Raw genomic sequence first — 14,494 nt, forward strand, 5'->3', positions numbered from 1 at the left:
GTCGATTCAAGAACCAGTCCGTGACTGGAGCGCGGTGTCCAAACGGGAACTCCCAGGCGGATCCAGCTCGGCGGATAGAGGGTAAAGAACATGAACAGAATCCTCGTCTTACTGCTTGCCTTGACACTGGCACTGCCAATGGCGGCCAAGCAGCCGACCATGCCGGACAAGGCCAGCCTGGGCGGCCCGGCCTTTACCACCATCACTGGCAGCCCATTGACCATCAATGTCGGTGCCGACCAGTCCTATCAGGTGTTCAACGACACCGTGCCGGGATCGGGTCAGATCTATCCCAGTGATGCCACCGAGACCGCCGACATGGGCTGGATGGTCGAGATGGGCGGCACCCTGTACACCCCGAATTTCAGCACGCATCCGGGCGGAACGGCCACTGGCGGATTGGGCGCCACCACGCCTTTCACCGAAGTCTCGCTGTCACCGGTATCGGGCGCCGGCACCACGGCTTCGCCCTACACGGTCGAGGTGGTGAGTGCCTTGGGCAGCACCGGGGTGAGTGTGATCAAGGAAATCACCTACGCCAACGGCGACAATTATTTCGTCGAACGCTTCCGGGTGGTCAATCTCAGCGCCACATCACAGACAATCACGGTCTTTCTCGGCAGCGACATCTACCTGGCCAGCAGCGATAGGGGTATCCCCTTCAAGGAACCGATTTCGAGCAGCCCCGGTGGCCGCACCTGCGCCGGCGTGGTCCCCGAGTACACGATTCTGCATCTGCCGCTGACCCCCGCGACCCGATATACCGCCAGCGATTTCTCGAGCGTCTGGTCACAGATCGGCTCGGGCAGTCTGAACAATCAGGTAGCCACCGGCTGCATCGACAACGGCGCGGCGCTGGAGTGGGTGTATCTGCTGCCGCCCGGCAGCAGCCGCTTCATCCAGGCCGGCACCTCTTTCGGCGCCATTCCGCCCATCGCCACCTTCAACATCACCAATGTCGATCCCTTCCAGGGTTCGATCGGGACCGAGATGGATGTGACCATTTCGGGCTACGGCTTCCTGTCGAACACCACCTTTGACTTCGGTGCCGGAGTCACCGTGCTGAATCTCTCGGTGGCCAACACCAACACGGCCCTGGCCCGCCTGCGCATCGATCAGGCGGCTCCGCTGGGCTTCCGCGACGTGCAGGCCACGCAGACGCCGGGCGGCTTGACGGCCACGCTGATCCGCGGATTCGTGGTTGGCGATGCCCCGGTCTGGGTCTACACCATCAACGGCCTGTCCAATGTCAGCCAGACGGCGGTGAATTGCGTGCGCCAGCGCTTCCCGGCCAATCCCTCGACCAATCCGCAGGGCTGGGCGCCGGGCGAGGGTGAGTTCTATCACGAGGATCCGAACAATCCCTTCGGGCCGCCGGCCACACCCTATGGCTTGGCGCGTGCGGTGCTCGATTGCTTCCTGAGCCCCTCGGCGTGGAACGCCAACAGCGGGCAACTGTACGAACAGTACTGCTGGGATGCCGACAGTCCGCGCTATATCGGCGAGTATCCGGATATTCGCGATATCGATCTGCGGATCTACTTCTCGCTGGACTTCCAGTGCAACGGGCCGCCACCCGGCACGCCGGTTTTCCAGCAGAACGTCAATATCACGCGGCAACTGTTCTCACCATTGCCGTTGGTACGCAGCGGCTTCGAATTACCCTGATGGGCCCAGCTGCCGCAGTCAGTTGCGGCAGTCTCGGGGGCAAGATGCAACGGCCGGCAATCGCCGGCCGTTGTCATGTTTGCGGTGAGTCCTTGCTCAGCCGGTGTTCTGCAATCCGCGGGCAATGCCGTTGACGGTGGAAACCAGACCCTCGAACAGATCCTCATCCTTGCGCTCACCGGCGCGCCAGCGCTGCAGCAGATCCAGCTGCAGCACGCTGATCGGATCCACATAGGGATTGCGCAGGCGAATCGTGCGCTGCAGCCGGCGATCGTATTCCAGCAGTTCGCTGCTGCCTTTCAGACGCAGGATGTAATGCACCGTGCGTTGCCACTCGGCTTCGATGATCGGCCAGTAGCGCTCGTGCAGCGGCCCGGCCAGCTGCGAATACAGCGCGGCAATGCCGACATCGCCCTTGGCCAGGACCATCTCCACGTCCTCCAGCAACAGCCGGAAGAATGGCCAATCTCTGGCCATGTCGACGATCGCCGCCTCGCCTTCGCTGGCGCAGATTTCCTCCAGACCGGTGCCCAGCCCGAACCAGCCCGGCAGGGCGTGGCGACTCTGCGACCAGGAGAAGACCCAGGGAATGGCCCGCAGCTGTTCGATGCGGAAGGCCGCGCCCTTGCGCAGCGAGGGCCGCGAGCCGATCTTCATGCGCTCGATGACGTCGATGGGTGTGGCCGCGCGGAAATACTCGGCAAAGGCGATATCGCCGTAGACCAGCTCGCGGTAGGTGTCGCGGCTGCGGTCGGCGATGCGGGCCATCCAGCTGCGCCATTGCGCATGGCGCGGATCCTGCGGTGCCGGATTCAGCGTGGCATGCAGCAGCCCCGAGAAGGCCTGCTCGATGTTGCGCAGGGCGATGGCGCGGATCGAATACTTGCGGTGGATCACCTCGCCCTGCTCGGTCAGCCGCAGATGACCATTCACGCTGCCATGCGGCGCGGCCATCACCGCGCGCTCGGTGCGTCCGCCGCCGCGGCTGGCGGTACCGCCGCGACCGTGGAAGAAGCTGAGGTCTATACCGGCCTCGCGGGCGATCTCACTGAGCGCGATCTGCGCTTCCTGCAGCGCGAAGCGCGATGCCGCGATGCCGCCATCCTTGTTGCTGTCGGAATAGCCGAGCATCACCACCTGGCGGTCATCACGGCCGCGCAGATGCTGGCGGTAGACCGGATCAGCCAACAGTTCGCTGAGGATGCGCGGTGCCGCCTTCAAGTCGCCGACGGTCTCGAACAGCGGCGCCACATCCAGCGTCAAAGGCTCCGTACCGGGACCGGCGGCGATCCGCGCCAGCGCCAGCACCGCCAGCACGTCTTCGGCGCTTTCGCTCATGCTGACAATGAACACGCCGATGGCCGCGGCACCGTAGCGGGCGCGGCTCTCGGCCAGCGCGTCGAAGACTTCCAGCGTGCCGGCGGTGCCGTTGGCGGGTGCCTCAGGCCGCGCGTAGTCGCCGGCGATGGCCCGGTGCAGCTGCTCCAGGCGCTGCGCCGGCTGGCGCTCCTGCCAGGCCGGACCGGTGATGCAGTCGGCCAGGGCATTGCGGTGTACTTCGGCGTGCTGACGGATATCCAGTGCCGCAAGATGGAAGCCGAAGGTGCGGGCGCGGGAGACGAAACGTTCAAAGGGATAGAGACCGGCATGGCGGGCGCCATTGCGCGTCAGTGACAGCCGGATCAGATCCAGATCAGCCAGGAATTCGTCCGGTCCGGCATAGCCGCCGTCGCGATCATCCAGACTCAAGGTCAGCCGCGCGGCCATCAGGATCAGCAGGCAGCGGTAGGGCATGTCGCGATGGCGCAAGGGAATGCCACGCCAGGCCCGACGCAGGTGCTTGGAGTACTCGACGACGCGACGTTCCAGGGCCGGATCCACCGCCACCCGCGTGCGCGACTGGCTCAGGATCAACGACAGCTCCCTGAGCTCACCCAGGTAACGGCCGAACAGCACTCGTCGGTGTGCGGCCAGCGCCTCGCGGATGGTGTCGGCGCCGACATTGGGATTGCCGTCCATGTCGCCACCCACCCAGGTGCCGAAGCGCAGCAGCGGACGCATCGGCGCGCCGGTGACCAGCTTTGGGTAGGTGGCTGCCAGGCAGCGTTCGAACTCGGCGTAGCAGGCCGGCACTGCGCGGAACAGCACATCGGACAGGTAGAACAACACGTGTTCACGCTCTTGCTCGACACTGGGTCGCACCGGCGAATATTCGGCGGTCTGCCAGGCGGCAGTGATGTGCATGCGCATCTGCGCCAGCCGGGTGCGCTCTTCTTCCGGCGTGCGGCTGCTGTCGAGTCGATCGATCAAGGCGCGGACGATGCGCTGCTCTTTTTCCAGCATGGTCCTTCGGGTCGCTTCGGTGGGATGCGCGGTGAACACCGGCTCCAGCAGCAGCTTGCCCAGAGCCTCGCGAACGGCATCGGTGCTGACGCCGGCATCACGCAGACGGGTCAGACCATCCATGACGCCACCCGGCTGTGGACCGGAATCGGCTGCCTGATGTTCACGTCTGCGGCGAATGCGATGCACCTGCTCGGCCAGATTGACCAGCTGGAAGTAGCTGGAGAAGGCCCTCACCAGATCCACCGCCCGATCCACCGGCAGATCGCCGAGCAGCGAGGACAATTCCCCCAGTCGATCGGCTTCGCCCTCGCGCCGGGCAATGGCGCAGCGGCGCACCTGTTCCAGCAACTGGAAGAAGCTGGAACCGAGCTGATCGGACAACATTTCACCGACCAGCTTGCCGAGCAGGCTGACATCTTCCCGCAGGGGTTGATCCTGCGGTTCAAAGACGACGGAACGGGTCATGGTGGCGCCTGAGCTGGAAACTGAATCCCAGTTTAGGCTACTGATCCGTTTGTTGCAGCGCACCAGCGCCGCCGCGAAGGACTACGCATACGAATGCAGGGTGGATTGGGCCAAGCAGACCCATCCGCCCTCCCGTCAGGCCGCGCGTCGGGTCTCCAGCGCCTGGATCTGGCGCTTCAGATCGTAGGCCGGTTCGGTGACGATCTGCTCCAGCGTGGCCACGCGCTCGCGCAGGGCTGCGACTTCCTGACGCAAGGCCGCGTCTGCCCCGGCGTCGCGATGATGTGCTTCGGTCTCGCGCTTGTGCCGGCGATTGGCAATCTTGGCGACGGCGCCGATGCCAACCAATGCGACCACCATCGTGAAAACGTCCATTGCCGACTACTCCCGTGCTTCGCCCCAATGAAAACAGACGGTAACACCCCAATGCTCTGGGCTACACCTGATGAAAGTCATGTGTAGAGGAGGCTTCTCCGCCATCGGCGTCGTCCTCGTGTCTGGCTTCACCTCGACATCGTCAGCGCCGGCTGCGCCCAGGCCGTATGATCCGACCCATGTCATCCCGTCCGCTCACCACACTCGACGCCCGCCAGGGTCTGGTCCTCGCCAGCGCTGTCGCCGCGGTGCTGCTGTGGTCGGCCATCGGTCCCACCGATCGCCTGACCTGGCTGATGGAAGTCATCTGGGTACTCATCGGCGTGCCCCTGCTGATGCTGAGCTGGAAGCGCTTTCCGCTGACCCGGTTGCTGTACGTGCTGATCGCGCTGCACTGCGTGCTGCTGATCGTTGGTGGCCACTACACCTATGCCAAGGTTCCACTCGGCATCTGGGTGCAGGAGTGGCTGGATCTGTCGCGCAACCATTACGACCGGCTCGGCCATTTCACCCAGGGTTTCGTGCCGGCCATCCTGGCGCGCGAGTTGCTGCTGCGGCTGACACCACTGAAGCGCGGCGGCTGGCTGTTCTATCTGGTGCTGGCGGCAGCCCTGTCTTTCAGCGCCTTCTTCGAGTTGATCGAATGGTGGGCGGCACTGATCTGGGGCGGCGATGCCGACGCCTTCCTCGCCACCCAGGGGGATCCCTGGGATACCCAGTGGGACATGTTCCTGGCCCTGATCGGCGCCTTCAGCGCGCAATTGCTCCTGGCGCGGTGGCACGACCGCGAGCTCGGGCCGACGGTCTGAGCCGGTCGAGAAACGGGGCTCTAGTGGATCCGCTCATTCATCAGCGCCACAGCACGGCAAGATCAAGGCTCTTGTAGGTCCCGGACTTGTCCGGACGCTTTGGGTGACGGGCCGAAGAAGCGTAATAGGAGGATGGACAGCCTGGCACTCGGGAGGGGCAGCATCAGAAGCACTGGATTGCTTCGCTGCGCTCTCCATGAACCCATATCGCAAGTTGTTGATGCGTCATTGCGAGGAGCGCAGCGACGAAGCAATCCAGGGTATCGCCGCACATCCCTGGATTGCTTCGCTACGCTCGCAATGACGCCGAGGGTTCATGGCCCGTGAGCAGTTTCAGGCCGATACAGGTGGCTCGCAATGACGCAGCATCTGATCATCTTCCGAGCCCCGAGCCCCGAGCCCCGAGCCCCGAGCCCCGAGCCCCGAGCCCCGAGCCCCGAGCCCCGTGCCCCGTGCCCCGTGCCCCGTGCCCCGTGCCCCGTGCCCCGTGCCCCGTGCCCTCACGCCCCGTGCCCTCGTGCCCTCGTGCCCTCGTGCCCTCGTGCCCTCGTGCCCCCGCATCGCCCGCGCATTGCCCCTTTCCTGCAATCGAATGCAATCCCACCACGTGCTTTTGCAGGCCATACTTTTTGCCTAAGTCCTTGGGAAACCAAAAATGACAGCGCAGTCAGCCAGTTTGATGGTGATCTTTGGCGCCACCGGTGATCTTGCCCAGCGCATGCTGTTGCCCTCGCTCTACGGATTGCAGCGCGACGGCTATCTGCGGGCCGACCTCAAGGTGCTCTGCACCGGGCGCAGCGAGCTGACGCCGGATGCGTTCAGGCAGTCGGTGATCGAGGCCATCGAGCGCCGCTACAGCGCGGCGGAACGTGACGCCGGGCAGCTGTCGGCGCTGCTGGATCGCATCCATTACCAGGCTGCGGGGCTCAACGACGAGGCCTCCCTTGGCGCCCTGATCGAGACCATCAAATCGATGCGCAACGGTGATGTGGTCTATCACCTGTCGACCGCGCCGCGCTTCTATGCACAGATCTGCGCCGCGCTGGGCGCTGCCGGCTTGGCGGGCCCAGGCACCCGCGCCTTGCTGGAAAAGCCCATCGGCCATGATCTGGCCAGTTCCATCGAGATCAACGATGGCGTCGGTCGGGTCTTCGACGAGGAGCGCATCTTCCGGGTCGACCATTACCTCGGCAAGGAGGGTGTGCAGAACCTGTTGGCGCTGCGCTTCGGCAATGCCCTGTTCGAGCCGCTGTGGAACGCGCGGCACATCGCCCAGGTGCAGATCACCGTGGCCGAAACCGTGGGCGTGGAGGGTCGCGGCGACTATTACGACACCTCTGGTGCCATGCGCGACATGCTCCAGAATCATCTCTTGCAGCTGCTCTGTCTGACGGCGATGGAGCCGCCCTCCCAGTTTGATCCGAGCGCCGTACGCAACGAAAAACTCAAGGTGCTGCGCTCGCTGCGGCCCATCGATCGCGACGACGCTGCCAGCCACAGCGTGGCCGGTCAGTACACCGCCGGCGCCATCGACGGCGTTGCCGTACCGGGTTATCGCGATGAACTCGGCAGGGACAGCCAGACCGAGACCTTTGTCGCCTTGCGCGCCCACATCGACAACTGGCGCTGGTCGGGCGTGCCTTTCTACCTGCGTACCGGCAAGCGCATGCCGCGGCGCTGCACCGAGATCTTCCTGCAGTTCCGCAAGGTGCCGCATTCGATCTTCGGCGAGGATGCGCGCATCCAGCCGAATGCGCTGGTGATTCAGCTGCAGCCGGAAGAACGGATCTCGCTGATGCTGATGAACAAGACCCCGGGCCTGGATCGCGACGGCCTCAAGTTCTCGCAGGTGGCGCTGGATCTGGATCTGCACGAGACCTTCGAACATGTCCACCGCCGTCTGGCCTACGAGCGCCTCTACCTGGATGCCCTGGAAGGCAACGGCACCCTGTTCGTGCGCCGCGATGAAACCGAAGCCGCGTGGATCTGGGTCGACGGCATCTTCAAGAGCTGGGCGGACGCAGGCATGAAGCCCAAGAGCTACCCCGCCGGCACCTGGGGACCGGCCAGTTCCGTCGCCCTGATCGAAAGGCATGGCGACAGCTGGCGGGAATGAGTCGGAAGTGGGAAAAAGGAAAAGGGAAAATGGAAAAGGGGAGCGTGGTGGAGAGGGTTCCTGCACGGCCCGAAGCTCGGGTCGATGCTGACGCAGAGTCTGTGTCAGCGGGGCGCAGCAAGACCTCGCGCGCTGGTTCCCGCGGGCAGCCCGTTGTTCCCCTTTTCCTTTTTCCTTTTTCCCTTTTCCAGACGCTCAGCAGCCCATGACCTGGACTACCCACACCCATTCCACGCCGGCCGCGCTGGCCGGCGCCGTCGCCGACCGCATCGCCGTCGCCATGGATCTGGCCTTGGCCGAGCGACGACAGGCGCTGCTGGCGCTGGCCGGAGGTCGCACTTCGCCGCCAGTGTTCAGGCAATTGGCGAGTGCTCAGCGCGACTGGAGCCGGGTCACCATCCTGCCCAGCGACGAGCGTTGGGTGGCCGCCGACCATGCCGACAACAATCTGCGACAGATGCGCGAGGCCTTTGCCGGCGCAGACGGGATTCACTGGCTGTCGCTGGTGCCGGCGCTGCCCACGGGTGATGCCGATGCGGGTTACGCCAACGCCGCATTGGCCGAATACCCGCAAGCCTTCGATGTCGCCATGCTCGGCATGGGCGCCGACGGTCACTTCGCCTCGCTGTTTCCGGGCGCGCCCAATCTCGCCGCCGCGCTCCAGGTGCCAGCCACTGTGGGAGCGGACTCTGTCCGCGATCAGGGCCCTTCACCCACAGCGTCCGCTGTCAAAGATGCGGTGGCCATCCTGCCCGACCCGATGCCCGCCGCCGGGCCCCATCCGCGCGTCAGCCTGAGCCTGGCCCGTTTGCTGCGCAGCCGTTTGCTGCTGCTGGTGATCACCGGAGCAGACAAGCGCGCCGTGCTTGAACAGGCCCGGGCACAAGGCGATGCATCGATGCTGCCAGTGGCGGCGCTGTTGCGGGCGGCGCATCCGGCGGCCGAAGTGCACTGGAGTCCGTGATGCAACTACGGGGCAGGGGACACGGGGCACGGGGCACGGGAAGAGCGGTAGCGGCGAGCCCTGTGGGAGCGGGCTCCGCCCGCGAAGGCTCTTCGCCGTCTGCCCTGTCGCCGCCACAAGCATCGCGGGCAGAGCCCGCTCCCACAGGGACTTTCGCCCTTCCTCACCGCTACCGGTCCACGATCATCTTGCGTGCCCTCGTGCCCTCGTGCCCTCGTGCCCTCGTGCCCTCGTGCCCCGTAACTTCGAGTCCAAGCCATGAGCCTGCATCCTGTTACTGAACGCGTCACCGCCCGCATCGTCGAGCGCAGTCGTACCACGCGCGCGGCCTACCTGGCACGCATCGACGCCGCGCGCGAACAGGGCACAGCCCGTGCCCGCTTGAGTTGCGGCAATCTGGCCCACGGCTTTGCCGCCAGCGGCGACGACAAGGCGCCACTGCGGGCTCTTCGTGCGGCCAATATCGGCATCGTCAGTGCCTACAACGACATGCTCAGCGCCCATCAGCCGATGGAGCACTACCCGGCGCTGATCAAGATGGCGGCCCGCAACGTCGGCGCCAGCGCCCAGTTTGCTGGCGGCGTGCCGGCCATGTGCGATGGCGTCACCCAGGGCCGTATCGGCATGGAGCTGTCGCTGTACTCGCGTGACGTCATTGCCATGGCGACCGCGGTCGCCCTCTCGCACGAAATGTTCGATGCCGCCGTGATGCTGGGCGTGTGCGACAAGATCGTCCCGGGCTTGCTGATCGGGGCCCTGTCCTTCGGTCATCTGCCGACCATCCTGATCCCAGCCGGGCCGATGACCTCGGGCCTGCCGAACAAGGAAAAAGCCCGCGTCCGCCAGGCCTATGCCGAGGGCAAGGCCACGCGCGAGGAGCTGCTCGATGCCGAATCGGCCTCCTACCACGGCCCCGGCACCTGCACTTTCTACGGCACCGCCAACAGCAACCAGATGCTGCTCGAAGTCATGGGGCTGCATCTGCCCGGGGCCGCCTTCGTCAATCCGAATACGCCGCTGCGCGATGCCCTCACCGTGGCCGCGGCTGAGCGCGCCTGCGCCATTACCGCACTCGGCAGCGAGTACACGCCGATCGGTCATACCATCGACGAGAAAGCCATCGTCAACGCCATGGTGGGCCTTGCCGCCACGGGTGGCTCGACCAATCACGCCATTCATCTGGTCGCCGTCGCCCGGGCTGCCGGCATCCGCATCGACTGGGATGATCTCGACGAGTTGTCGCGGGCCACGCCGCTGCTGGCGCGCATCTATCCCAACGGCAGCGCCGACGTGAATCATTTCCAGGCCGCCGGTGGCCTCGGCATCGTCATTCGCGAGCTGCTCGATGCCGGCCTGATGCATGCCGACATCCGCTGCGTGCACGGCGGCGATCTCCGCGCGCAGGCGCAGGAACCCTGGCTTGATGAGCTCCAGCTGCGATGGCGCGAGGCCCCGCTGCGTTCGCTCGATACCCAGGTACTTCGGGGCACCACTGAACCCTTCGACATCGAAGGCGGATTGCATTGCCTGAAGGGCAATCTCGGCCGGGCCGTGGTCAAGATCTCGGCGGTGGCACCCGAGCATCGGCGCATCCAGGCGCCGGCCAAGGTGTTCGACTCGCAGGATGCACTGTTGGCGGCTTTCAAGGCCGGGTCGTTGGCCGGAGACTTCGTCGCCGTGATCCGTGGCCAGGGCCCTCGCGCCAACGGCATGCCGGAACTGCACAAGCTCACGCCGACACTGTCGGTGATGCAGGACCGCGGCCAGCGCGTGGCCCTGTTGACCGATGGCCGCATGTCCGGCGCTTCGGGCAAGGTGCTGGCGGCGATCCATGTATCGCCGGAAGCGGTCTGCGGCGGCGCCATCGGCAAGGTGCGCGATGGCGATCTGATCCTGATCGACGCCGATGCCGGAATCATGCAGGCTGAAGTCGATCCCGGTGTATGGGCAGCACGCGCCCATGCCGAGATCGATCTGGGCGGCAACCGCCACGGCGTCGGCCGCGAACTCTTCGGCCTGATGCGAGCCCACGCCTGTTCCGCCGAGGAGGGTGGATCGGCGCTGTTTGTGGAGGGATGAGCGATGGAAGCAGCAGCGGGGCACGGGGCAGGGGGCAGGGGGCACAGGAAGCGCGCCGAGCGTTCAAACGTAGGTCACGTTGGGCGCGCAGCGACCTACGTGACATCGCAGCCGCGTCGAACCGCAGGCCACCGTTCGCGGGCGGAGCCCGCTTCCACACGTGCCGGCTTACTGTGGGAGCGGGCTCCGCCCGCGAACGGGTCTGGCCTGGAGTCCAATCCATGACCGCCCTGCTCGCCGACATCGGTGGCACCAACGCCCGCTTTGCGCTCTGCGACACGCAGACGGGCGGCATCAAACTGAGTGCCCAGCGCACCCTCAAGACGGCGGATTTCGGCAGCTTGCAGCATGCCGCCGAGCATTATCTGAAGCTGGTCCGGGTGCGCCCCAAGCGCGCCAGCATGGCGGTGGCCTCGCCGGTGGCTGGTGACGAGATCCGCCTGACCAATCGCGCCTGGTCATTCTCACAAAGCGAGTTGAAGCGCAGTCTGGGCCTGGCCGAGCTCAAGGTCATCAACGACTTTGGCGCCGTGGCCTACGCCGTGCCGGCACTGCAGCCGGAAGACCGCGTGCTGCTGCACGGCGCCGATGCGCTGCCGCCCACCGGACCGGTCACCGTGATCGGCCCTGGCACTGGACTCGGCGTGGCCTTGCTGATCGGCGATCCCGAAGCCGGTTGGCGCGTGGTCGAGACCGAAGGCGGTCACGTCAGTTTCGCCCCGCAGGGCGAGGAAGAGACCCGCATCGGCCGCTGGATCTCGGCCCGATTCGGTCGTTGCTCAAACGAGCGCCTGCTCTGCGGCGCGGGCCTCGCCCACATCGACGCCGCCATCGCTGCTGGCGATGAGACCTCTGTGCCGGCTGACTGGGCCAGACACTTGCGCGATCCCGCCGCCATCGTTGCCGCCGCGCTCGATGGCCACGATCTCAACGCCCGCCGCACGCTGGCCCGCTTTTGTGCGGTGCTCGGCAGCGTCGCTGGCGACGCCGCGCTGATTCACGGCGCCCGCACGGTGATGATCGCCGGCGGCATCGTGCCCCGCTTCATTCCCTTCCTGAGAGCCAGCGCCTTCCGCGAGCGCTTCCTCGCCAAGGGCCGCTTCGCCACCTACCTGGAGGGCGTGTCGATCCAGGTGATCACCCACCCGCAGCCGGGATTGTTGGGGGCAGCAGTGGCGCTGGGAGAGCAGGAAGAAGGGAAAGGGAAAATGGAAGACGGAAGAGCTGCAAGCCGGAAGATGTCGCGGTGATGGGCCTTGCGGACGACCGGGAAGCAAGGCGCCTCCAGACCTTGTTCCCTGTGGGAGCGGGCTCTGCCCGCGATCTTTTCCGGGCCATGGCGGCGGCCCTGGTCGCGGGCAAAGCCCGCTCCCACAAGGACCCGATGCCTTCCCCTTTTCCATTTCCCCTTTTCCCTTTTCCTTCTTCTCAGCCAAGGACCACCCCATGCCCAGCTGGACCCCTGAATCCCGCGCCGCCGCTGTCGATGCCATCCTGACCCGGGCCCCCGTCGTTCCGGTGATCAGCATCGAGCGACTGGAAAACGCCATCCCGCTGGCGCGAGCCCTGGTCGTCGGCGGTTTGCCGGTGCTGGAAATCACGCTGCGCACCGCGGTGGCGCTGGAGGCCATGCGTCTGATCGTTGCCGAAGTACCCGAGGCCATTGTCGGCGCCGGCACGGTGTTGACCCCGGCTGATCTCGACGCCGTCGTTGCCAGCGGTGCCGCCTTCGCCATTTCCCCCGGTGCTACTCCCAGGCTCTATGCCGCCGCGGCGCAGTCCCCGATCGCCTGGATTCCGGCCATCGCCACTGCCAGCGAGCTGATGCTGGGTCTGGAATACGGGCACCAGCGCTTCAAGTTCTTCCCGGCCGAATCCTCCGGCGGCATCGCCGCCGTCAAATCCTTTGGCGGCCCCTTCGCCCAGGCCCGTTTCTGCCCCACTGGCGGCATCGATGCAGCCAGGGCGCCGGCCTACAAGGCCCTGGCCAACGTCATCACTGTCGGCGGCTCCTGGATGTTGCCCAAGGCGGCCATCGACGCTGGCCGCTGGGACGCGATCACAGCCCTTGCACGCCAGTCCGCCGATCTCTAGCGGGAGAGAAAGATCCTGCACCTCTTCAGTTCACTTGAAGTCAACGCAGCAGAGACCTTGGAGACACTGGTCTGACCGGCATGCTGCCTCTGACAGAGAGTGTCATGAACCGGGTGTGCCTGCCTTGTCTTCCCATTCCGACGCCGCTAAGGTGCGCTCGGGTCTTCTTGCGTAATATCGGCGCTTGGTTCTGTCAGGAGGCGAGTAGCGTGTTCTTCGTCAAGTCCATTCGGGGCTGATCGCCGACCAATTGGCCCATTTCCATCGACAAGGTCGCCAATGCGGGGCCAGGTTCGCCTCTGATCAGGAGCGGAGACGTGCATGAAGGCACATAGATGATCACTGGTCCGTTCCCCGATCCGGCACCCCTGATCAGTGTGATCGTGCCCGCCTACAATGCAGAAGCCACGATCCGCGCCTGCCTCGCGCCGCTGCTGCAGATGCGGCGGCGCGGTGAAGTTGCAGAGGTCATTGTGGTTGATGATGGGTCTACCGACTCGACAGCCGCCGATGCCATCGCGGCGGGCGCCCAGGTCATTGAATCGGGAGGCCGCCTGGGGCCTGGGGCGGCTAGAAATGCCGCCGCGCGCATTGCTCGCGGCAAGATTCTCTGGTTTGTGGACGCTGACTCTGTTGCTCACGAGGACGCCGCGCAGATCCTGACTTCGGCGATGGCCCAAACCGGCGTCGATGCTGTCTTTGGGGCGTACGACGATCGCCCTCCGGCGACGGGTTTCTGGTCGCAGTACAAGAATCTGGTCCATCACCACTACCATTGCCAGAGCAATCGGGAGGCGGAGACCTTCTGGGCCGGATGTGGCGCTGTCCGCAAATCGGTGTTTCTCGACGTCGATGGATTCGACGCCCAGGTCTACACGGAACCCTCGATCGAGGACATCGAACTGGGTTGGCGGCTGCGCCAGAGTGGATCGCGAATACTGCTGGTTCCGGAACTGCAGGTCACCCACCTGAAGGTTTGGCGGCTGACCAATCTCCTGCGCACGGAGATCTTCTGTCGAGCTCTGCCGTGGTCGCGTCTGATTCAGTCGCGGACGGGATGGGTTGACACGCTCAACGTCAGTCGCGGTGAGAGGCTACGAGCCTTCGTTGCACTGGTGTTCCTGCTGAGCATGCCCCTGTCGTATGTGCCGACCTGGGTATCCGTGGCTGCCCTGGCAGTTGCAATCGCGGCAAACAGTGCGCTGATGACCTTGTTCCTCCGCCGCCGTGGTCCGTGGTTCGCCGTGCGCGGCATGTTGTTTCACCAAGTCTATTACCTCTACTGCTCGGGCGCGGTGTTCTGGTCCTGGCTGGAACAGCTCTGGGGGTCAGCGCGCGCGCGACTTCAGGGCAAGAACAACGCGGAGTCTGCAGTTCCCGCTTGTCAGCCCTTCGCCGAGAATGCCCGCGGCCGATTGCTGACCGCGGCGGAGGAATAGGCACATAGACCCGGGCCAGTGCGGGTGCGGCCCGCTTGTCCGCTTCGAATGTCCTCGCCCGGGACAGCGGGTGGGTCGGAAGCGGCCATGGCCGACCGATCTTCCTTGGCCAAGGTTTCTCCGGCGTTTGCTGGCGTTG

The 14,494-nt window shown here is 65.4% G+C and carries 10 protein-coding genes; 8 read left to right on the plus strand and 2 right to left on the minus strand.

Translation table 11 applies throughout. From position 1 onward, the window contains the following. Positions 1–90: 90 nt before the first annotated feature. Positions 91–1,668, plus strand: coding sequence for a hypothetical protein (locus tag H7A19_12150; protein ID MCP5475579.1), 1,578 nt, complete (start codon positions 91–93; stop codon positions 1,666–1,668). Between the two features lie 96 nt (positions 1,669–1,764). Here the strand turns inward: H7A19_12150 and ppc are convergent, their stop codons facing one another. Together ppc and H7A19_12160 are read right to left on the minus strand one after the other, a co-directional pair. Continuing rightward, positions 1,765–4,479: a phosphoenolpyruvate carboxylase gene (gene ppc / locus H7A19_12155; protein ID MCP5475580.1), complete on the minus strand. Its 2,715-nt coding sequence runs from the start codon at positions 4,477–4,479 to the stop codon at positions 1,765–1,767. A gap of 135 nt (positions 4,480–4,614) precedes the next feature. Next, positions 4,615–4,854: a hypothetical protein gene (locus H7A19_12160; GenBank protein MCP5475581.1), complete on the minus strand. Its 240-nt coding sequence runs from the start codon at positions 4,852–4,854 to the stop codon at positions 4,615–4,617. A gap of 179 nt (positions 4,855–5,033) precedes the next feature. Here H7A19_12160 and H7A19_12165 point away from each other — a divergent pair, with 179 nt between their 5' ends. From H7A19_12165 to H7A19_12195, 7 genes are all read left to right on the plus strand, one after another. After that, the gene (locus H7A19_12165) at positions 5,034–5,663 is read left to right on the plus strand and encodes a DUF2238 domain-containing protein (protein ID MCP5475582.1); all 630 of its coding nucleotides are present in this window, start codon (positions 5,034–5,036) and stop codon (positions 5,661–5,663) included. Between the two features lie 655 nt (positions 5,664–6,318). Continuing rightward, a complete protein-coding gene (gene zwf / locus H7A19_12170; protein ID MCP5475583.1) occupies positions 6,319–7,779 on the plus strand; it encodes a glucose-6-phosphate dehydrogenase in 1,461 nt (486 codons plus the stop codon). Between the two features lie 205 nt (positions 7,780–7,984). Then, on the plus strand, positions 7,985–8,743 hold the full coding sequence (gene pgl / locus H7A19_12175; GenBank protein MCP5475584.1) for a 6-phosphogluconolactonase: 759 nt from the start codon (positions 7,985–7,987) through the stop codon (positions 8,741–8,743). 258 nt (positions 8,744–9,001) lie between these two features. Beyond that, complete coding sequence (locus H7A19_12180) at positions 9,002–10,822, plus strand: phosphogluconate dehydratase (GenBank protein MCP5475585.1); 1,821 nt, start codon at positions 9,002–9,004, stop codon at positions 10,820–10,822. A gap of 221 nt (positions 10,823–11,043) precedes the next feature. Further along, entirely contained in the window at positions 11,044–12,072 is a 1,029-nt protein-coding gene (gene glk, locus H7A19_12185) for a glucokinase (protein ID MCP5475586.1), read from the plus strand. Between the two features lie 196 nt (positions 12,073–12,268). After that, on the plus strand, positions 12,269–12,916 hold the full coding sequence (locus H7A19_12190) for a bifunctional 4-hydroxy-2-oxoglutarate aldolase/2-dehydro-3-deoxy-phosphogluconate aldolase (protein MCP5475587.1): 648 nt from the start codon (positions 12,269–12,271) through the stop codon (positions 12,914–12,916). A 335-nt stretch (positions 12,917–13,251) separates the two neighbouring features. Then, complete coding sequence (locus H7A19_12195; protein MCP5475588.1) at positions 13,252–14,355, plus strand: glycosyltransferase; 1,104 nt, start codon at positions 13,252–13,254, stop codon at positions 14,353–14,355. The last annotated feature ends 139 nt before the right edge of the window (positions 14,356–14,494 follow it).

It is taken from the genome of Rhodanobacteraceae bacterium (genome assembly GCA_024234055.1).
Taxonomy (GTDB): Bacteria; Pseudomonadota; Gammaproteobacteria; order Xanthomonadales; family SZUA-5; genus JADKFD01.

Coding starts and splice junctions, on each gene's coding strand:
- H7A19_12150 (MCP5475579.1), top strand. CDS start 91: ATGAACAGAATCCTCGTCTTACTGCTTGCCTTGACACTGGCACTGCCA.
- ppc (MCP5475580.1), bottom strand. CDS start 4,479: ATGACCCGTTCCGTCGTCTTTGAACCGCAGGATCAACCCCTGCGGGAA.
- H7A19_12160 (MCP5475581.1), bottom strand. CDS start 4,854: ATGGACGTTTTCACGATGGTGGTCGCATTGGTTGGCATCGGCGCCGTC.
- H7A19_12165 (MCP5475582.1), top strand. CDS start 5,034: ATGTCATCCCGTCCGCTCACCACACTCGACGCCCGCCAGGGTCTGGTC.
- zwf (MCP5475583.1), top strand. CDS start 6,319: ATGACAGCGCAGTCAGCCAGTTTGATGGTGATCTTTGGCGCCACCGGT.
- pgl (MCP5475584.1), top strand. CDS start 7,985: ATGACCTGGACTACCCACACCCATTCCACGCCGGCCGCGCTGGCCGGC.
- H7A19_12180 (MCP5475585.1), top strand. CDS start 9,002: ATGAGCCTGCATCCTGTTACTGAACGCGTCACCGCCCGCATCGTCGAG.
- glk (MCP5475586.1), top strand. CDS start 11,044: ATGACCGCCCTGCTCGCCGACATCGGTGGCACCAACGCCCGCTTTGCG.
- H7A19_12190 (MCP5475587.1), top strand. CDS start 12,269: ATGCCCAGCTGGACCCCTGAATCCCGCGCCGCCGCTGTCGATGCCATC.
- H7A19_12195 (MCP5475588.1), top strand. CDS start 13,252: ATGATCACTGGTCCGTTCCCCGATCCGGCACCCCTGATCAGTGTGATC.